Genomic DNA, 19,098 nt, shown 5'->3' with positions numbered 1-19,098 from the left:
AAGAGGTTAGATAAAATGGGAGAGAGGGTGTGACTGACTAGTCAATGTCGTCGGTCAGCACATCCTTAATCTTGGAGAACCAATTGAAGGACTTCTTCCGCTTGGCACTCTTATGCTCCCGCTTTGTGGCTTTGCGAGGCTGATCAATGTCGGGCAGGTCAAAGAGCGATGTCTGAGGTTGCTGCTGGGGCTGCTCCTCGATAGTCTCTTGAGGTGTAGCAGTGCTATGATTCTCTTCGTGAGCTTCCACAGGCTGACTGGCTTGTACCGTGGCTTGTGGCGCTGGTGTAGCGACCTTGCTTGACGCAACGGGGGTACTCTGAGGTGCATCAAAGGAGCCGATGCAGTTGACCTCCGCACGATAGATGAGTCCTGCACAACCAGCGTAGTCTACATCTCCAGAGAGAGGCGTATCGCCCTTGTAAACCTTATCGTTGAACTCACGAGCTAGCGAAACAAACTTGCTCTCGCCCTGTAGGTAGTTCACGAAGCCTGTCATCAGAGCGCCTTGTCCCGCTAAGACAATGCCAGAGCCCAGCCGAGCACCAGCCTCGAAGTCGTGGATGACACGGAGTACGTTTGCTGTGATCTCCTTCATGCGAGCAGTCACGAGGCTGTTGACATCACGCATCTTAAGCTCACGGTCACGGGTTCCATCGGGAGAGCTGAGCGTGAGCGTCTCGTCATCGTAGGCATCGGTAAAGGGGGTTGCACTCTCCAGCTTGATCTTCTCTGCCTCGGGATAGGTGATGTGGAGGGACATCAGGTCGTTGGTAATGTTTTTCGAACCAAAGGGGATGACCCGTAGGCACTTCAGCGTGTCGTTTTTGTAGATAGCGACAGAGGAAGTACCCGCCCCAATGTTGACTAGCGCTACGCCGAGCGTCTTAGCATCGGGGTAGAGGAGCACGTCCGCCTCGCAGCATGGTGAGGGAAGGATAGCCTCTAGCTCAAGTCCTAGACGGTCCTCGATAGCCATACGGATGAAGTTGACATTGCTAGAGCGGGTCGTGATGAGGTTGAAGTGGATTGAAAACTCCGTGCAGAGCAGACCCTTGATATTCCGCTCCACGCGTCCGTCTACGAGACAATAAGGGTCAGAGACGTCTAGCACCTCGTGAGCGTTGAGTCGGTAGTTCTTGACACGCTCATTGATTAGGTTGATATGGTAGTCGCTGATCTCCTCCCCGTCAGGGTTGTCCATCTTATGATTGATCTTGTAGGAGCGAGACATAAGGGACTTGCCACCGAAGCCTACGTAGACCTTTTTGATCTCTGTGTGCTTGTCGGGGAGCTGCTCGTTGAGCCGATCTATAAGTACCTTGAGCTTGTTGTGTAGCTCCTCCATATTGTTGACGACCCCCTTGCGGATTGCGTTGCTTGTGGGCACCTCGGCTATTGCGATAGGGAGGACTTTGCCATCCTTCTTAGTACCTACCATACCCCGTATGGTAGCACTACCTAAGTCTATGGCGGTGTAGAGATCTTCGTTGTATGACATTCGAGTGCTTGAGATTAAGTCGTGAGAGTGGTATTATAAAGTCTGTGCCGGGAGGCTTGGTCGGGAGTGTTGTAGTGCTCCCTCCTCCGACGGGACAGTTACTATCTGGTCTTTGTACTCCAAATTTACTGAAATAAAGCTATTCCAGCCAAATATGGGTATCACTTGCTCTACGAAGAGCTTGAGCTTGTCCAGCTTCTCCTCCCAGTTAGAGCTAGAGCCAAGGATAATCTCCGTGTTGCTAGCTCGTGGCGTGGCGATGACCCCTCGGTATGGATCTACATAGATGTGTATGAATAGATCTCGCCAGAGAGGGTCAGAAAGGATTAGTTGCATCAATGGGTAAAGCTGATGAGAGGCTTGCTCTACAGATATGCTCCCGCTGACTGGCAGGAAGGTCGTATAGTAGTCCTCGCTACGCTCTATCGGCACCACCGTCTGATCTTTGCAGACGAAGTAGTTACCCTGTGGTGTGAGGAGCGTAAAGAGAGGTTCACGCTGTAGCATGGATACGTGCAGCACACCCCCTGGAGTGGTGTAGAGGTCTATGTGGCTAAAGAGTCCGTTGCGTATCAACTGTGACTCGATAGCCATCGTGGAGAGTGAGTCTACCGACTGACCTATGGGGCGAAAGCCTAGCGCCTTCAGTTCGCTCACGAGGTCTCGCTCCGGCATCAATGGGTGCTCACCCTCATACCTAATATCCGCCTTCACGTCGACGATACGTGCTGGCGCTATCTGAGGAGGCACGAGTGCCATGTAGCAGAGCAGTCCTACGAGGAGCAGAGCGAGAGAGAGGTATAGGTAGCGCATCCCTTAATTATTATAGTGTAGCTAGATAATCTCTGATTGGGAGAACCAGCTTATCAATGTCTCCCGCACCGACCGTGACCACCACGCGTGGCAGTTTTATCTGTCGAAGCAGAGGGAGCAGCTCCTCCTTGGTACATAGCCAGCGGTGTGGCGCTGTCAACTCCTTGTATATAAGCTCCGATGTGACGCCGGGCATAGGCTCCTCACGGGCTGGGTAAATGTCTAGCACGATCACCTGATCTACATGTGAGAGGCTCTTGGCAAAGTCCTGATAAAAGTCTGCCGTACGCGAGTAGAGGTGTGGCTGGAAGATAGCCAGCACATCCTCCGAACCGTAGATCTCCTTGATCGAGCGAATGGAACTGTCTAGCTCCACTGGGTGATGCGCATAGTCGTCAATGAGTAGGTGACGATCTGTCTGCAGTACCAGCTCGAAGCGTCGCTTGGTACCTCGGAAGCTCTCCACGCCTCGTACGATGTTCGCAGGAGCGACCCCGTTGAGATAAGCGATGGTCATAGCTGCCGTAGCATTCTCCAGGTTAGTACGTACAGGCACCCCGAGAGCGACCTGCTCTAGATGAATCCCCGCCTCTGGGTAGTGCCAGTCGAAGCGGATTGTCCCATCTCCGACGGTCACATGGTCGTAGTAAACGTCCGCCGTAGAGGCACTGCCATAGGTCAATGTACGTACGCCTTCTGCTAGGTGTGGCTTGATCGGTAGCCCTTCCTTCATCAGTAGCGTGCCACCAGGCTGTATTTGGCTACAAAACTCTTCGAAGCCTGCTAGGTACCCCGCATAGTCTCCGTAGATGTCTAGGTGATCTGCATCAGTCGAGGTCACGACAGCCATATAAGGGTTGAGGTGTAGGAACGAGCGGTCATACTCGTCCGCCTCTACCACCAGCAGATTGGAGTGGTCGGAGTAGATAAAGTTAGATCCCGTATCCACAGCCAGGCCACCGATGAAGGCTGTACAGCCCACCTCTTTGGCACCATCTAGGATATGCGCTAGCATGTTGGTCGTCGTGGTCTTGCCATGCGAACCAGCAACAGCCAGTGTGCGATAGCTCTCGGCTATGACGCCAAGCGCCTCAGCGCGCTTTAGCACACGGAAGTGATGACTACGCAGATAGCATAGCTCAGGGTGGTCGTGCGGTATAGCAGGCGTGTAGATGACTAGCGTATTGTCAGGAGTCATCGGAGCGCTCTCCAGCCACGAGGCATCGCTGTCGTAGTGTATAGCGATGCCTAGCTGCTCTAGCTCGTCGGTGTACATGTTGTGTGAGCGGTCGTAGCCCGACACATTGCATCCCTTGAGGTGATAGTAACGTGCTAGAGCACTCATGCCAGCACCTCCGATACCGATAAAATAAACGTAACTCATGCGTTAGCGAAAGGTCTTTGCAAAGTAAAAAGAGACTACCACAGTAGCTCCATCTGATCCACGATGCGCTCTACAGCTTGCGGTGTAGCGAGGTCACGAAGCGCTGCCTTCATCTTCTCTCTCCGCGTCTCATCTTTGAGTAGCTCAGTGATGGTGAGTCCCATCTGGCCTACCGCTTCGCTATCTAGAAGGAGGATTGCAGCGCCACGAGTAGAGAGTGCACGCGCATTTTTCGTCTGATGATCCTCAGCCACATTGGGCGAAGGAATTAGGATGGCTGGTAGCTCCGAGAGACAAAGCTCCGAGACGCTCAGGGCACCCGCACGAGACACCGCCACATCGGCCAGCTTGTAAGCTAGATCCATGCGCTCTACGTAAGCTGATACGTAAGCACGCTTGCTAATATCATACTCCTTGATCAGCTCCTGTGCTTCATGCTCGTAGCTGCGTCCCGTCTGCCAGATCAATTGATAGCCTAGCTTGCTCCACTCAGGTAGCGCAGCCACGACCGATTCATTGATCGTCCTAGCCCCTAGACTACCGCCCATGACCAAGATAGTACGTGACAGTGAAGAGGGGAGCGCAAAATAAGCGCACGCCTCCTCACGGGTCGTATGGTTGTACTCGATAGCGTGGCGTACGGGATTGCCCGTTAGGATGATCCGATCACTCGGGAAGAAGCGCTCCATACCTGGGTAAGCGACGCAGATACACTTCGCCTCACGGGCTAGGAACTTATTGGTCACACCAGCATAGCTGTTTTGCTCCTGTAGGAGCGTCGGGATACCGCTACGCTGAGCCTCCTTGAGCGTAGGGGCGCTCGCATAGCCACCCACACCGACGGCTAGATCGGGATGAAAGTCTGCCAAAGTCTTGCGAACCATCAGGCGGCTCTTGATCAGAGAGCGCAGCACCTTAAAGTTGCGCCAGAGACGCTTGCGATCCATCCCCATGACAGGCAGACCAACGATCTCATAGCCTGCAGCGGGGACACGCTCCATCTCCATACGTCCCAAGGCTCCGACGAAAAGTATCTGACTCTCTGGATAGCGTCGACGTACCTCGTCGGCAATAGCTAGGGCGGGGTTGATATGTCCACCGGTACCGCCTCCGCTGATGATCACTCTAGGTTTGTTTGGCTCTTGCATAGCACGATGAGATCAATAAAGTCTACTGAGATAAAAAAGGTCTGTCGCAGTCAGTGCTAGCAAGCCCGACTGCTATCGCTTACAAATGTACGAAAAAGCACCCAACCGCCTGCCTCTCCTCCGTTTCATACGGACGAAACTTTATTGTCCTGCGCACGGCAATCTGTTTTCATACGGATGAAAATCTATTTTCATGCGGGAGAAAATCCATTTTCATAAGGAGGAAACAAGCAAAAGTGCGGTTAAGGGTTGCGAATCTGCTTGGACAGGCTCGGCAACTTCTTGACGAATCATGTTTCCTCCTGATGTATTCGGAAATCTCCATGGAGGAAATCGGAAATTCTTCGGAACTTCGAAATCTTTCTTCCGAACTTTCATTTCATTCTTCCGAACTTTTATTTCGCCCCTCCGTGGGGATTTTGGCTTTCCTCCGAGCTATTTGAGTATTCCTTCCGAAGAATTGAACTGTGGTAGGCGCAAAAAGAAAAAGACTCAACCGCCTTTTGTTCAGCGATTGAGCCTTATTTGTATAGTCTCTGTACACTGTCAGAAGGAGCGACAGCGGCAGGTGTGGTAGGCTAGTTCTGTGCTAGTAGGGGAAGTCGCTCTCCTCGTCGTCGGTGGCCATCGGGTTGAAGTCTGAGGCGCCGACGTTAAAGGTTTGACCGAAGGGATTACCAGCCTCTGCGCCTGGTGTGACTCCTGGAGTAGCAGATGATGTTTGTCTTGCTTTGACGCCATTGATCTGGGAGGTGTAGTGCATGTTTGCCTCTTCGAGTGGGTAGAACTTGGCAAACTCGCCTCGGAAGCCGATACGCACATCTCCAATCGGACCGTTACGGTGCTTGGCAATGATGAAGTAGCCGATGCCCTTGGTGTCTCCGTTGTCATCCTGCATGATGCCATACACCTCGGGTCTGTGCAGGAAGCAAACCATATCGGCATCCTGCTCGATAGCGCCTGACTCACGCAGGTCGGAGAGCTGAGGCACCTTGCTATTGGTCCCGCTGTCGTTCTTGCGTAGCTCGACAGCACGGTTGAGCTGTGAGAGGGCGATGATGGGTATGTCTAGCTCCTTGGCTAGCATCTTGAGCGAGCGGGAGATGGTACTGACCTCTTGCTCACGGTTGCCAAAGTTCATCCCGCTGGCATTCATAAGCTGGAGGTAGTCAATGATGATGATCTTGATGTCGTGCTCTCGTACGAGACGGCGCACCTTGGTACGCAGCTCGAAGACGGAGAGGCTGGGCGTGTCGTCAATGTAGAGGGGCGTATTCTCCAAGACGCTGATACGCTCATCAAGTTGGGTCCACTCAAACTGCTCGAGCTGACCGCTCTTGAGCTTTTCGCCAGGGAGCTCGCAGACGTTACTGATCAGACGCTTGACTAGCTGCACGCTGCTCATCTCTAGGTTGAAAAGGGCAACGGGTATCTTATTGTCCACAGCAATGTACTTGGCCATGGAGAGGACGAAAGCTGTCTTACCGATAGCGGGGCGCGCGGCGATGATGATGAGGTCTGACTTCTGCCACCCAGCTGTCATCGCATCGATGCCGTCAAAGCCTGAGGAGATACCGCTGATACCCTCGGCACTATTGGCGGCAGCCTTGATATCATCGATGGCAACTTTGAGGACCGTATTGATGGGCTGGACATCTTTGCGAAGATGCTTCTGCGAGAGGGCGAAGAGTGTTCCCTCGGCGGTCTCCATCTGATCCTCGATGTCGATGGTGTCTTCGTAAGCTGCGGTGAGTACCTCGGTAGAGAACTTGATCAGGTTGCGACTGAGGGCTTTTTGCGCCACAATCATGGCGTGGTACTCGAGGTTGCCCGCACTGATGACACGGTTGGATAGCTCGACGAGGAAGGGCATCCCCCCGACCTGGTCCAGCTTGCCATCACGCTGTAGTCTCTGGCTGACGGTATGCAGATCTATCGGCTGCTCCTCCAGACTGAGGTCGCGCATGACCTCGAAGATGATCTGGTGCGCATTGATATAGAAGCTCTCGGGCTCTAGGATGGTGCTGATCTCGGAGAAGGCCTCCTTCTCCAGTAGTATGGCGCCCAGCACAGCTTCCTCAATATCTGTGGCTTGAGGTGGTACGCGCCCCTCGGTCGTGCGGTCGAGAGAGGCTTGCGGCTTGCGGAGCTGCTTCTGCTGTGTAGGCTTTAGGGATGGCATGATCTAGATGTTTTGGCTAGGTGAGTGTTGCGTGAGGGGGACAAGTCAGTAGCCTAGACGTTGGAGCCTAGGCTGTGGCGATAAGATGAGCTGTGGAGGGGCTTTAGTCGAGCTTGAGGACAGCGAGGAAGGCTTTCTGCGGTATCTCCACGTTGCCGATCTGCTTCATACGCTTCTTACCCTCTTTCTGCTTCTCTAGTAGCTTACGCTTACGGCTGATATCACCACCGTAGCACTTGGCTGTCACATCTTTGCGAACTGCCTTGACGGTCTCACGGGCGATGATCTTAGCGCCGATGGCGGCTTGGATGGCTATGTCAAACTGCTGGCGCGGGATGAGCTCTTTCAGCTTTTCGCACATGCGGCGACCGAAGGGGACGCTGTTGTCAAAGTGCGTCAGCGTCGAGAGCGCATCGACGGGCTCTCCATTGAGGAGGATGTCTAGCTTGACCAGCTTGGAGGGGCGGAAGTCGCTCAGATGATAGTCAAAGGAAGCGTAGCCTCGTGAGATGCTCTTGAGCTTGTCATAGAAGTCGATAACTATCTCCCCGAGAGGCAGGTCAAAGTAGATCTCGACACGATTGCCACTGATGTACTCCTGCTTGATGAGGATGCCACGCTTGTCAAGGCAGAGCGTCATGATAGGACCGATGTAGGCGGTGTCTGTGATGATCGTAGCTCGTATGTACGGCTCATCGATGTGATCAATCTGCATCGGATCGGGCAGGCCAGACGGGTTGTGCACCTCGGTCACGCCACCCTTCTTGTCATAAACGAGGTAGGAGACGTTGGGGACGGTCGTGATGACGTTCATATTGAACTCACGGTCGAGACGTTCCTGTATGATCTCCATATGGAGCAAACCGAGGAACCCGCAGCGGAAGCCGAAGCCTAGAGCTGCGGAGCTCTCAGGTGTAAAGGTGAGCGAAGCATCGTTGAGCTGTAGCTTCTCGAGCGAAGCGCGCAAGTCCTCAAAGTCTTCCGTGTCAATGGGGTAGACACCAGCGAAGACCATCGGCTTGACCTCCTCAAAGCCTGCAATAGCCTCTGAGGCGGGGCGCTGAATGTGCGTGATCGTATCACCCACCTTGACTTCTTTGCTGGTCTTGATGCCAGAGATGATGTAGCCCACGTCGCCTGTGTTGACCCGATCTCTCGGCATCATGTCAAGCTTAAGCACGCCTACCTCATCGGCGTCGTACTCCATACCTGTATTGATGAACTTGACTTTGTCGCCCTTGGCTATGGAGCCGTTGACAATCTTATAGTAGGCGATGATGCCACGGAAGGGATTGAAGACAGAGTCAAAGATAAGCGCCTGCAAGGGAGCTTCGGGATCTCCTACGGGCGCTGGCACACGCTCTATGATGGCATCGAGGATTTCGTTGACGCCTTGTCCCGTCTTACCACTGGCAAAGAGCACTTCGTCTGGATCTACTCCCAGCAGACTAACGATCTGGTCCTGCACCTCTTCGGGCGAAGCGCCTGGCAGGTCAATCTTGTTGACCACTGGGATGATGGTCAGGTCATGATCGATCGCCATGTAGAGGTTGCTGATGGTCTGAGCCTGTATTCCCTGCGAAGCGTCTACGATGAGTAGCGCACCCTCACATGCAGCTATGGAGCGAGACACCTCGTAGCTGAAGTCCACGTGTCCTGGCGTGTCAATCAGATTGAGCGTGTACTCCACATCATCCTTAGTATAGGACATCTGTATGGCGTGACTCTTGATGGTGATGCCACGCTCACGCTCTAGATCCATATTGTCCAGGACTTGATCCTGCAGATCTTTCTTTTGGACTGTATTGGTATACTCCAAGAGACGATCGGCGAGGGTACTCTTGCCGTGATCAATGTGAGCTATGATACAAAAGTTACGTATGTGCTGCATGTGCTAAAGGGATTCGTGCGCTAAACAAAGGGCAACTGTGCTACAGCTTATCTGCTGTAAGAAAGGGAATAAAGGACGGAACCGAGAGGGGAGGCGAAGATTACTCCTCTTCGTCCTCCATATTGGTGAAGACGTTCTGCACATCTTCATCCTCTTCGAGTCGCTCGATGAGCTTGTTGAGCTCTTCGCGCTCCTCTGCGCTGACCGAGCGGGTGTCCTTGGGGACGCGGATGAACTCGACCGAGCTAATCTCAAATCCCAGCTCCTCAAGCTTGGCTTGGAGAGCACCGTTCTGAGAGAAGTCTCCCTCGATGACCCACTCCTCCTCGTCTTGCTCTATATCCTCCACGCCATAGTCGATCAAGTCAAGGATTAGCTCCTCCTGGTCTACCTCTGCTTTAGGCTGAACGTGGAAGACGCAGCGGTGATCAAAGAGAAACTCCAAGCTACCTGTCGTCCCGAGACTACCGCCAAACTTATTGAAGTAGCTACGTACGTTGGCGACCGTGCGAGTCGTATTGTCTGTTGCCGTCTCTACAAAGATGGCTATGCCATGCGGACCGTAGCCCTCATAGTTCATCTCCTTATAATCGGTGTTGCTGTCCTTGTCGGTAGCCTTTTTGATAGCACGCTCCACGTTCTCCTTAGGCATGTTCTCCTTCTTTGCCGTCTGGACGAGGACACGTAGTCGTGGGTTGGTGTCAGGATCAGGTCCGCCAGCCTTAACGGCAATGGTGATCTCTTTACCTAGCTTCGTGAAGACACGAGCCATGTTGCCCCAACGCTTTAGTTTGCGTGCTTTACGATATTCAAATGCTCTTCCCATGATTGGATTGGATACTTAACTATGTTAGTTGATTGATATGTCAGATGATTGGATAAGCTAGTCTAATCTAGCGAAGCGTGGCGTGGTACTCCTGCTCGATGGCTTGCCAGATGCGCTTCATGGCGGCATCGATCTGGGCATCTCGTAGGGTGCCCTTGTCGTCACGTAGGTAGAAGCTCAAGGCGTAGCTCTTCTTGCCCGAAGGTAGCTCCTTGCCCGTGTAGACATCAAAGAGCTCAACCCGCTGAAGTAGCTTACGCTCAGCCTTGCGAGCGGTGCTAGCCAATGCTTCGTAGGTAATGTTGTTGTCGATGAGTAGCGCTAAGTCACGCTTCACCGTTGGATACTTGCTAAGCTCCGTGCTAACCACCTTGTGCTGTAGCAGATGAGCCATCAAGGTGTCGCTGTATAGCTCGGCGTAGTAGACTGGTTGCTTGATATCGCACTTCGTGAGCCAATAGCTACTAATGACTCCTACATAGGCGAGGCTCTTGCCCTCTCTATCGGTGTAGCAGACCACCTCGCTCCACAGGTCGTGGCACTCGGCAGGTGTAGTCACCGAGTAGTCCTCTGCCGTAAAGCCCATGTGCGCTAAGAGCTTCTCAACAACTCCTCGCAGCATATAGGGAGAAGTTGCTTCGCCAGCGGTCGTCCAGTTGTTTGGCATGAGCGTCCCCGAGAGCCACAGGCCTAGTCTGTGCGCTTGGGTGTACTGGTCTAGGGGCGTAGTCGCCTGGTCGTTCTGCTTGTAGCGGTAGACGTTGCCCCACTCATAGAGCGCACAGTAAGGTTGCTTGCGGTGCACATTGTCAGAGATCGTTTCTAGACCACCCACGAGGAGGGTGGGGCGCAGCACGTTGAGCTCTTGACTCAGCGGATTCTCTATCGGTACGAGCTGATTAAGGTCAAAAGCCTTTTGCCCCTCAAAGTATTGCCGAGAGGTGAGCGAATTATTCAATATCTCTCGATAGCCAAAGCCTGTGAGTAGCTCCGAAAGCTTGAGCTGAGCATGGTAGATATGGTCTTGGTCGCTCTGCTTAGAGAGACTCGCATGCACATAACCCGATAGCGGGACGGCATTGTAACCGTAGATGCGCAGTACCTCCTCGACGACATCCACTGGACGTGTCACATCGTAGCGATAGCGAGGCACAGAGATGGCAAAAGCTCCACCTTCCACAGCCTTAGGCGACATCTCCAAAGCGTCTAAGATGAGCTGTAGCTGCTCTGCCGTCAGGTCACGACCGATGGTCCGAGAGACATAGTCCGTAGAGATTGTCAACTCTACTGGATCCAGGTGCATACGATAGTGATCCACCGTCTCACCAGCTATGGTGCCTCCGCAAATCTCCAGAATGAGCGATACAGCACGCTGGAGCGCCCAGTCAGTCGCCTCGGGATCTAGTCCACGCTCGAAGCGGAAGGAGGAGTCGGTGCTCAGCCCGTGACTTCTGGCAGCGCGACGTGTGATCGTCGGATTGAAGTTGGCCGCCTCTATAAATATGTCTGTCGTATCCATCGTCACGCCCGAGTCCAGTCCGCCCATCACGCCTCCGATGCAAAGCGGTGTGAGCTGGCTGTCGCAGATCATATTCTCCATGCCTGTGAGCTTATGCTCTACGCCATCCAAGGTGGTAAAAGGCGTGCCAGCAGGTAGATGAGCTATGCGCAGCTTCCCGCCAGCAATCTTCTGAGCGTCAAAAGCGTGCAGCGGTTGCCCGATCTCGTGTAAGACGAAGTTGGTCACATCAACCACCGCATTGATAGGACGCTGGCCGATGCTTTGTAGTCGCTCCTTGAGCCAGTCTGGGCTCTCGACACACTTCAGACCACGTATCGTCACCCCCTGGTAGCGAGGACAATCCTCAGCGGAGACCTCCATCTCAACCTGTATGGCAGGAGCCTTCGCATCGACCGCCTGAGGCTTCGTCAGGGTCGGACGCTCCGCACGGATTACCTGACCCTCACGATAGGAGTAGTAAGCTGCTAGGTCGCGCGCCACGCCATAGTGCGAGGTCGCATCAACACGGTTAGGCGTTATGTCTATCTCTATGACGGTGTCACTGGCTAGGTCAAAGTAGTCAGCTGCAGGTGTCCCAGGCCGCACCGTCTCATCCTCTAGCACCCAAATGCCAGAGCTGTCAGCCCCCATACCTATCTCCACTTGCGAGCAAATCATACCCATGCTAGGTTCGCCACGTAGCTTGGACTTTTTGATCTTAAAAGGCTCGCCATCGGGTCCGTATAGGGTGGTGCCGACAGTAGCGACGACGACCGTCTGACCAGCAGCTACATTGGGCGCTCCACAGACAATCTGCACAGGCTCCTCCTCGCCGAGATCGACCGTGCAGACATGCAGGTGGTCAGAGTTAGGGTGGGGGATGCAAGTGAGCGTGCGTCCTATGACGACACCACGCAGACCGCCTCGTACAGACTCAGTCTGCTCGACGCCAGCCACCTCAAGACCGATGGCCGTGAGCGTCTCCGCTACTTCATTTGGATTATAACCCTCTAGACGAGGTAGGTATTGCTGTAACCAGTTGAAAGATATATTCATACGAATCAGACAAGGGCTCTCTAGTAGCCGATGAATAGAGTTAAAAAGCGAGACACAAGAGACTAGTCGTCAGACTTGGTCTCCTTATTATATGGCGTGCTATTACGTAGCTCAACCTTGGAGTATGGACGTGGGAAGCCTTCGCCCGCAAAGAGCTCGGTAGCTTTACCATTGAAGTCCCAAAAGAGATCCCACATATTGTCATTAGTACACCACACGCGGATCATGATTGTATAGTTGCTCTCCGTCATATCAGAGATGACGGCTAGCACCCCTTGATCCTGTAGCACGCGCGGATCCTTGAGAAGCTCCGTGAGGAGGATCCCCTTGGCACGCTCAAAAGGTACGTCGTAGTCCACAAGGAACTTCCACTGACACCGTCTATTAGGCATCTCGGAGGTGTTCTTGATGATATTGGTGCTCAGATTACCATTAGGCAGGTAGATCTTTGTATTGTCCGTAGTGGTGATAGAGGTGTGGAAGATACCAATATCCTGTACCGTACCCTCAACATCTTGGTAAACAATGTAGTCGCCAATGCGGAAGGGGTGTGTAATCAAGATGATAGCTCCACCCGCAAAGTTTTGCAACTGACCAGAGAGTGCCATACCGATAGCCACACCGAGAGAGGCGAGCAAGGCAGCGAAGGATACAGCTGCAAAGCCAAGGATATTGATCACCATGATGACCAATACGATCCAGAGCCCCGCACGAGCTATAGAGCGTATGAAGTGCCGTAGTCCCAGCGGCTCAATACGTCTGTCGAGGATCTTAGTCACGCCCTTCATGACGATGCGTATCAGCCAGCGACCTATATAGAATATGACAAGTGCTAGCAGTACGCGGATACCTATATCAAGCGCTGCATCAATCCAAGAGCCGAGGGTGTCAGCCAGGTTGAAGTTGACGATGCTATCAACAATTTCTTCCTTCGTAAGAGCCGAGTCGGGGAGGATAATGTTTTCTGGATTTATCTCAGGCATACGTTTCTGTTTCGTTCGGACTATCGCTCGTGCGACAGCATTCAGTTAGCAGTGCCAAAGGTACAAAAAAGCGACAACCTAACCTCACAACGGTTAATTACAACTGGGGCTGACGGGCGATGCTGAGTAACTGCAAATCCGACACTATCAAGGAAATCGGACAATTCCTCGGTGGAGCTTTTGGATTATCCAGCGAGAAAATGAAAAATTCATCGGAACTTCGAAATCTTTCTTCCGAAGTTTCATTTCATTCTTCCGAACTTTTATTTCGGCCCTCCGTGGAGAATATTCGTTTGCTCCCTGGAGTTTTCCGATTTCCTCAGGAGAAACCAAGATTAGTCGGGAAGTTACCGAGCAGATCAAAGCGAATTTACCGTCATTAGCCCCTGTTTGCCTGTTTCCTTCTAATGAAAATGGATTTTCATAGGCATGAAAATAAAGTTGCTCTCGGAGGCGCGAGGAGATTTCCTCGGGAGAATGAAAAATAGCCACGGAGGAACGCTGATTTCCTTCGTGGCTATAGATATAGTATTGCGGAGATTGCTGCGCTATTTACCGCTAAATGATCAGTAAGTAAGCAGTACAACGGCTTGCGCTGCGATGCCCTCGCTATTGCCGAGCGGCCCGAGATGCTCGTGGGTGGTCGCCTTGACGTTGACACACGGGGTGTCGAGTAGCTCCTTGAGGCGCACTATCATTTGCGGGATATGGGACGAGAGCTTGGGCTGCTGAGCGATGATGGTGAGGTCGGCATTGACTACTTGACAGCCCTCCTCGCGTACCATCTGCATGACGGTGGCGAGGAGCTTCGTGCTGTCGGCTCCACGGTACCGCTCGTCGGTGTCGGGAAAGTGGTAGCCGATGTCTCGCTGTCCGATGGCCCCAAGGAGTGCGTCCATCAGAGCGTGTAGCGCTACGTCAGCATCGGAGTGACCGAGCAGTCCTAGCGGACTGGGAATCTGTATGCCACAGAGGATGAGCGGTCGGTCTGGCGTGGTGCGATGGATGTCGTAGCCAGAGCCTATGCGGTAGCTGCAGGTCATGCTCGTGGTGGCTTACTTGAGTAGCTCACGGATGCCGTCAAAGTCGAAGGCGATGGTGAAGCGGAGCGTTTGGTCGAGCGGGTTGCTCTGGACGGTCGAGACGAGGTAGGAAGCGTCGATGCTGAAGACGTTCATCTTGAAGCCAGCACCAGCGGTGAAGTACTGCAGGTTACCCTTGTAGGGGTGCAGGTAGTGGTAGCCAGCACGTAGGAAGAAACGGTTGTTGTAGCTGTACTCAGCACCGATTCTGTAAGAGATCTCTTGCATTTCCTCTTTGAATCCGCCAGGGGCGTCAGCAAAGGAGGTGAAGATGCCTGCGATGGAGGAGGTGTTGAGATACTTTTGGCGAGCAGCATCGTATGCCTCGGGGTTGGCTTGATCCTTTACGGGAGGGGTCGGTACAAGGAGTTTGCTTGCCTCCATATTGACTGCCAGTGCATTGTACTCATCAAAGGGGTAGAGGAGTCCCGTACCAAGCGAGAGATTGGTCGGGATAAACATGCTGGTGCCGCCGTTGTCGTAAGAGATCTTGGTACCGATGTTCTTAATGTTGAAACCAAAGGTCCACAAGCTCTCGGCAGAGCCTAGGTCAAAGTAACGGTTGTAGAAGCCCGAAATGTCTGCTGCAAAGGCATTGCCTGCGCTCTTCTCACCCGTTGCGAGGTTGTTGTCGGCACGGATGTAGCGTAGAGCGACCGCCATCGAGTAGCTGTCAGAGAGCTGTAGCCCGTAGCCAAAGTCTACGGCAAACTCATTGGGGTGCGCCTCACCGAGAGACTTGGACATGTTGTCAAACTGCTCAATAGCACCAAAGGAGAAGTAGCGTACCGAGGCACTCAGCGCTTGGTTGCTCTCACGACCTATCTTATAGTAGCCGACTAGCTCCATGAGCTTGATATCCTTGACCAGCTTAGCGAGCCAAGGAGTGTAGGACATACTGATCCCAGCTTTGCTACTGAGGAAGGCGTACTTAGCGGGGTTGAAGTACTGAGACTGTACGTCTGGCGTGGTCGAGACACCCATATCGGCTAGACCCGCAGCACGGGCGCTCGGGTTGATATTGAGCGAGGGTACTGAGGTGAGCACTGGGTTGAAGCGTCTGTCTTGGCTCACCTCCTGCGCTGTGAGGTGAGACGTTAGCGCCCCCAAGCCTAGGAGCATAAGAGTGGTTATGAATAGATTGCGAAGTTTCATAGAGTCTATTGTTTTACTGAACTAACGGCGGAGGAAGCCTGTTTATTGTATTAACCTATGGCTAGACGGAGACGATGCCCCAAGAGGAGCGGTCCAGGTTGCGGTAGTTGATCGCCTCACTGATATGCTTAAGCGAGATCTGCTCGGAACCGTCAAGGTCGGCAATGGTGCGAGCCACCTTGAGGATGCGGTCGTACGCTCTCGCAGAGAGGTCGCGCTGTATCATGGCCTGTCGAAGTATCTGCATGGCGTCACCCTCGACATAGGCGAACTGCTTCATCAAGCGTGGGGTCATCTGCGCATTGCAGTGAATACCAGGGTAGGGAGCGAAGCGCTGAAGCTGTATCTCTCTCGCCTTGATAACGCGCTCTCGGATCGCAGCACTGCTCTCGGAGGGGCGACGATCGGAGAGGGAGTCAAAGTCCACGGGACGGGTCTCGATCTGTATGTCTATGCGGTCTAAGAGAGGACCGGAAAGCTTTTGCAAATACTTAGCGGGAGCACCTGGAGGACAGGTACACTCACGGTTGGGGTCGTTGTAGTAACCACAAGGACAGGGATTCATCGCAGCCACCAGCATGAAGGAAGCGGGATAGCTGAAGGTTGCTTTGGCACGAGAGATGGTGATGGTGCGGTCTTCAAGCGGTTGGCGTAGCAACTCGAGGGCTACGCGATTGAACTCGGCGAGCTCATCGAGGAAGAGTACCCCGTTGTGTGCCAAGCTCACCTCGCCTGGACGAGGGGTCGTGCCACCACCGACGAGTGCTACATTGGAGATGGTGTGGTGGGGCGCACGGAAGGGGCGGCTCTTCATCAGGGACACATTACCTTTGAGAGCACCCGCTACGGAGTATATCTTGGTGGTCTCGAGTGCTTCGTGGAGGGTGAGTGGCGGTAGGATCGTGGGCAGACGCTTGGCGACCATTGACTTGCCTGATCCTGGCGAACCGATCATAATAATATTGTGTCCCCCTGCGGCTGCGACCTCCATGGCTCGAACGAGGGCGGGCTGTCCCTTGACTTCGCTGAAGTCTACCGAAGAGAAGCACTGCTGCTGAGCAAACTCTTCGCGGGTGTTGACTGTCGTCGGCTCTAGCTTCGCTCTCCCAGCGATGAAGTCTATCACCTCTCTAAGCGACTCGACACCGTAGACCTCTAAGTCGTTGACGACGGCAGCTTCGCGAGCGTTTTCTTTGGGCACGATGACTCCTTTGAACTTCTGCTCTCTAGCCATGATGGCCATCGGGAGTATACCTTTGACAGGCTGCAAGGTGCCATCGAGAGATAGTTCGCCAGCCATCACATAGTCTGAGAGTGGCTCCTCGGGGATGATCTCATTGGCGGCAAGAAGTGCCACAGCGATGGGGAGGTCAAAGACCGTCCCCTCCTTGCGTACATCGCCTGGGCTTAGGTTGATGACCGTCTTAAAGCTCTTAGGGTGCGCATCGCAGGAGTGGCAGGCGGTGTAAACACGAGAGAGCGACTCTCGTACGGCTGCATCGGGCAGTCCCACCATGCTGATGTTGAAGCCCTTGGAGACACTGAGCTCGACGGTGACGAGGAGCGCATCGAGGCTGACGAGGGCTGAGGAATAGGTCTTGACGAGCTTACTCATTGTATTGGAAATAAGAGATGGAGTCCACGACCAGAGCGTGATTACTGTCGGTACGGTAGTGCATCACGCCAGCCTGTTCGTCTGGAGCTAAGGCTCTGTAGAGCTGCACACGGAGAGGCTCGGGCGCATCAATGACGTAGTTGTAAGCTCCTAGGCGATTGGCGATCTGTCCTAGCGAGTCTACGCTCCCGAGGGGCAGGAGCAACGTGATCGACTGCTGGGTGCCTTGCGGTATGCGCACATGCGTCCACTCTATGTCTGAGCCGAAGAGGATGCGTCCCTGAGGATAGCTAGAGGGGCGCCATGTGATGGTGTCGCTCTTATTGATGGCTCGTAGGGTGGGATAGCTCTTTTGGCTAGCTGACGAAGGGGTGATGACAAACTGATAGATCTCAGGCGTGAAGAGTGCGGAGTCTATCGTGCCGTCCATAAGTGCCTGACGCAACTGCGACAAGCCGTCCTCATAGAGAGACATGATCTCCAGCGCCCAGTCCATCTGCCCAGCATAGCGCTTCTGCTCCTTCTTTTTGAGGTTTGAGGCAAAGGCGATGAACTCTTGCATCACCAGCTTTGCCTCTTTGTTGGCATTGTCCAAATCATTGTCCGCTACCGCCTGGTCGTAGGTGCGTAGGAGCGGGGTTGCCTTCTTGAGGAAAGCTTTGTAGCCCGTCCTCTTAGCTTCGTCCAGGTCGTAGCAGTTGTGCGGTGAGGCGACCTCTAGATGAAAGCGCACCTTACTCTGGCTCTGCAGGTCTAGCGGGTAGTACTGCTCAAAGTTTCCCACGACGATGTACGCTCCGTGGATAGAGTCTCGATCGAAGGTGTAGGTAAAAGTTTCCCCCGCCTTGGTGAAGGCGAGCGTGTCAATGCGTGCTCCGCCATCCTGTAGCGTGTAGAGGAGTGCCGTGTAGCCAGTGTTGTCGGCCTTTTCGCTATCAATCTTTATCTGCACCTCACCACTACCGCAAGATACGAGCAGGAGCAGGCAGGTGAGCAGGGACGTTAGGGTGGTAAAGGGGTGGGGCAGGCGTCTCATAAGGTGTATTGTTTAATTTGACTGAGCAGCGTTTTGGCGCTGTTGCATCCATCGGGTGATGATCTCGGCGATCTCTTGTAGCTGCTCACGAGAGGTGCTCGTGGCTCCGCATACGCCGATAGACTCTTCGTGCGAGGGAACTAGGTCGTAGGTCAGTTCGGAGGGATAGGTGATGAAGGTCGTATTAGGATTGACCTCAAGGCAGTTCTGATAGAGGACGCGTCCGTTGGAGCTCTTCTGATCAGAGACAAAGAAGATGCGGTCGTGGCTCTTGGCAAACTCTCGAATGTTGGGAATGCGACGAGAGACCTGCTGACAGATGGTATTGTGAGAAACGAGCGTCGCCGTGTCGCTCAGACGGCTCTGAATGAGCGAAAGCATCTCCTCAAGCTGATCCTCCTGCATGGTGGTCTGCGAAAAGAGTTCGATGGAGCGTGCGAAGTCTACCAAGTCTAAGTCCTTAGGCTCTCGCACCACGATCGCCTTCCCATCGGTCTGTCCGACCAGTCCATTGACCTCTGCATGTCCAGGCTTGCCAAAGATGACAATCTGTGTATCATCATTCGCATGCTGGAGGTACGCTTGCCTTACCTTCTGCTGTAGTCTTAGCACCACAGGACAGGTCGCATCGACCACCTCTATGCCGTTCTCTGCAGCGTAGGTGTAGGAGGCGGGAGGCTCGCCGTGAGCTCGGTACAGTACACGAGCATTGCTCAGATGGCTAAACTGCTCGTGGTCTATCGTACGCATGCCGAGAGACTCCAGCCGATCCACCTGAGCACGATTGTGGACGATGTCGCCTAGACAGTATAGTGGCTCGCCATGCTCCTGGCGCAGTATCTCCTCAGCACGAGAGACCGCCTTGATGACGCCAAAACAGAAGCCCGACTCGGGATCTATCTCGACGCGTCCTATCTGATTGTTT

At 53.6% G+C, this 19,098-nt stretch carries 14 protein-coding genes; all 14 read right to left on the bottom strand.

The window, feature by feature from the left end:
- Positions 1-37: 37 nt before the first annotated feature.
- Positions 38-1,501 carry a cell division FtsA domain-containing protein gene (locus tag PORUE0001_RS03890; protein ID WP_007365182.1) on the bottom strand — a complete coding sequence of 488 codons (1,464 nt, stop codon included), beginning with the start codon at positions 1,499-1,501 and terminating at the stop codon, positions 38-40.
- Positions 1,502-1,534: 33 nt separating this feature from the next.
- Entirely contained in the window at positions 1,535-2,314 is a 780-nt protein-coding gene (locus tag PORUE0001_RS03885) for a cell division protein FtsQ/DivIB (RefSeq protein ID WP_007365140.1), read from the bottom strand.
- Positions 2,315-2,324: 10 nt separating this feature from the next.
- Positions 2,325-3,698: a UDP-N-acetylmuramate--L-alanine ligase gene (gene murC / locus PORUE0001_RS03880; RefSeq protein WP_007365153.1), complete on the bottom strand. Its 1,374-nt coding sequence runs from the start codon at positions 3,696-3,698 to the stop codon at positions 2,325-2,327.
- 35 nt (positions 3,699-3,733) lie between these two features.
- The gene (murG, locus tag PORUE0001_RS03875; RefSeq protein ID WP_039865555.1) at positions 3,734-4,846 is read right to left on the bottom strand and encodes an undecaprenyldiphospho-muramoylpentapeptide beta-N-acetylglucosaminyltransferase; all 1,113 of its coding nucleotides are present in this window, start codon (positions 4,844-4,846) and stop codon (positions 3,734-3,736) included.
- 589 nt (positions 4,847-5,435) lie between these two features.
- On the bottom strand, positions 5,436-7,028 hold the full coding sequence (gene dnaB, locus PORUE0001_RS03870) for a replicative DNA helicase (protein WP_007365190.1): 1,593 nt from the start codon (positions 7,026-7,028) through the stop codon (positions 5,436-5,438).
- A 103-nt stretch (positions 7,029-7,131) separates the two neighbouring features.
- Positions 7,132-8,919, bottom strand: coding sequence for a translation elongation factor 4 (lepA, locus tag PORUE0001_RS03865; protein ID WP_007365168.1), 1,788 nt, complete (start codon positions 8,917-8,919; stop codon positions 7,132-7,134).
- Positions 8,920-9,019: 100 nt separating this feature from the next.
- Positions 9,020-9,745, bottom strand: coding sequence for a YebC/PmpR family DNA-binding transcriptional regulator (locus tag PORUE0001_RS03860; protein WP_007365181.1), 726 nt, complete (start codon positions 9,743-9,745; stop codon positions 9,020-9,022).
- 67 nt (positions 9,746-9,812) lie between these two features.
- Positions 9,813-12,302, bottom strand: a complete 2,490-nt coding sequence (gene pheT, locus PORUE0001_RS03855) for a phenylalanine--tRNA ligase subunit beta (protein ID WP_007365174.1) — start codon at positions 12,300-12,302, stop codon at positions 9,813-9,815.
- Positions 12,303-12,364: 62 nt separating this feature from the next.
- Positions 12,365-13,285: a mechanosensitive ion channel family protein gene (locus tag PORUE0001_RS03850; RefSeq protein ID WP_007365169.1), complete on the bottom strand. Its 921-nt coding sequence runs from the start codon at positions 13,283-13,285 to the stop codon at positions 12,365-12,367.
- A 566-nt stretch (positions 13,286-13,851) separates the two neighbouring features.
- A complete protein-coding gene (gene ispF / locus PORUE0001_RS03845) occupies positions 13,852-14,328 on the bottom strand; it encodes a 2-C-methyl-D-erythritol 2,4-cyclodiphosphate synthase (RefSeq protein ID WP_007365167.1) in 477 nt (158 codons plus the stop codon).
- Positions 14,329-14,340: 12 nt separating this feature from the next.
- Positions 14,341-15,522, bottom strand: coding sequence for a type IX secretion system outer membrane channel protein PorV (gene porV / locus PORUE0001_RS03840; protein WP_039865550.1), 1,182 nt, complete (start codon positions 15,520-15,522; stop codon positions 14,341-14,343).
- 61 nt (positions 15,523-15,583) lie between these two features.
- Positions 15,584-17,137 carry a YifB family Mg chelatase-like AAA ATPase gene (locus tag PORUE0001_RS03835; RefSeq protein ID WP_007365175.1) on the bottom strand — a complete coding sequence of 518 codons (1,554 nt, stop codon included), beginning with the start codon at positions 17,135-17,137 and terminating at the stop codon, positions 15,584-15,586.
- Entirely contained in the window at positions 17,130-18,173 is a 1,044-nt protein-coding gene (locus tag PORUE0001_RS03830) for a DUF4369 domain-containing protein (RefSeq protein ID WP_007365133.1), read from the bottom strand. The genes PORUE0001_RS03835 and PORUE0001_RS03830 overlap by 8 nt, the downstream gene beginning before the upstream one ends.
- Before the next feature lie 12 nt (positions 18,174-18,185).
- A complete protein-coding gene (locus PORUE0001_RS03825; RefSeq protein ID WP_039865569.1) occupies positions 18,186-19,088 on the bottom strand; it encodes a 4-hydroxy-3-methylbut-2-enyl diphosphate reductase in 903 nt (300 codons plus the stop codon).
- Positions 19,089-19,098 lie beyond the last annotated feature (10 nt).

The organism is Porphyromonas uenonis 60-3 (assembly GCF_000174775.1).
Classification (GTDB): domain Bacteria; phylum Bacteroidota; class Bacteroidia; order Bacteroidales; family Porphyromonadaceae; genus Porphyromonas; species Porphyromonas uenonis_A.
Note: the sequence above shows the minus strand (reverse complement) of the source record. Positions and strands in the feature narration are given on the sequence as shown.

What these genes read in the sequence shown, in the direction of transcription:
- PORUE0001_RS03890 (WP_007365182.1), bottom strand. Translation starts at nt 1,501, where the DNA reads ATGTCATACAACGAAGATCTCTACACCGCCATAGACTTAGGTAGTGCT.
- PORUE0001_RS03885 (WP_007365140.1), bottom strand. Translation starts at nt 2,314, where the DNA reads ATGCGCTACCTATACCTCTCTCTCGCTCTGCTCCTCGTAGGACTGCTC.
- murC (WP_007365153.1), bottom strand. Translation starts at nt 3,698, where the DNA reads ATGAGTTACGTTTATTTTATCGGTATCGGAGGTGCTGGCATGAGTGCT.
- murG (WP_039865555.1), bottom strand. Translation starts at nt 4,846, where the DNA reads ATGCAAGAGCCAAACAAACCTAGAGTGATCATCAGCGGAGGCGGTACC.
- dnaB (WP_007365190.1), bottom strand. Translation starts at nt 7,028, where the DNA reads ATGCCATCCCTAAAGCCTACACAGCAGAAGCAGCTCCGCAAGCCGCAA.
- lepA (WP_007365168.1), bottom strand. Translation starts at nt 8,919, where the DNA reads ATGCAGCACATACGTAACTTTTGTATCATAGCTCACATTGATCACGGC.
- PORUE0001_RS03860 (WP_007365181.1), bottom strand. Translation starts at nt 9,745, where the DNA reads ATGGGAAGAGCATTTGAATATCGTAAAGCACGCAAACTAAAGCGTTGG.
- pheT (WP_007365174.1), bottom strand. Translation starts at nt 12,302, where the DNA reads ATGAATATATCTTTCAACTGGTTACAGCAATACCTACCTCGTCTAGAG.
- PORUE0001_RS03850 (WP_007365169.1), bottom strand. Translation starts at nt 13,285, where the DNA reads ATGCCTGAGATAAATCCAGAAAACATTATCCTCCCCGACTCGGCTCTT.
- ispF (WP_007365167.1), bottom strand. Translation starts at nt 14,328, where the DNA reads ATGACCTGCAGCTACCGCATAGGCTCTGGCTACGACATCCATCGCACC.
- porV (WP_039865550.1), bottom strand. Translation starts at nt 15,522, where the DNA reads ATGAAACTTCGCAATCTATTCATAACCACTCTTATGCTCCTAGGCTTG.
- PORUE0001_RS03835 (WP_007365175.1), bottom strand. Translation starts at nt 17,137, where the DNA reads ATGAGTAAGCTCGTCAAGACCTATTCCTCAGCCCTCGTCAGCCTCGAT.
- PORUE0001_RS03830 (WP_007365133.1), bottom strand. Translation starts at nt 18,173, where the DNA reads ATGAGACGCCTGCCCCACCCCTTTACCACCCTAACGTCCCTGCTCACC.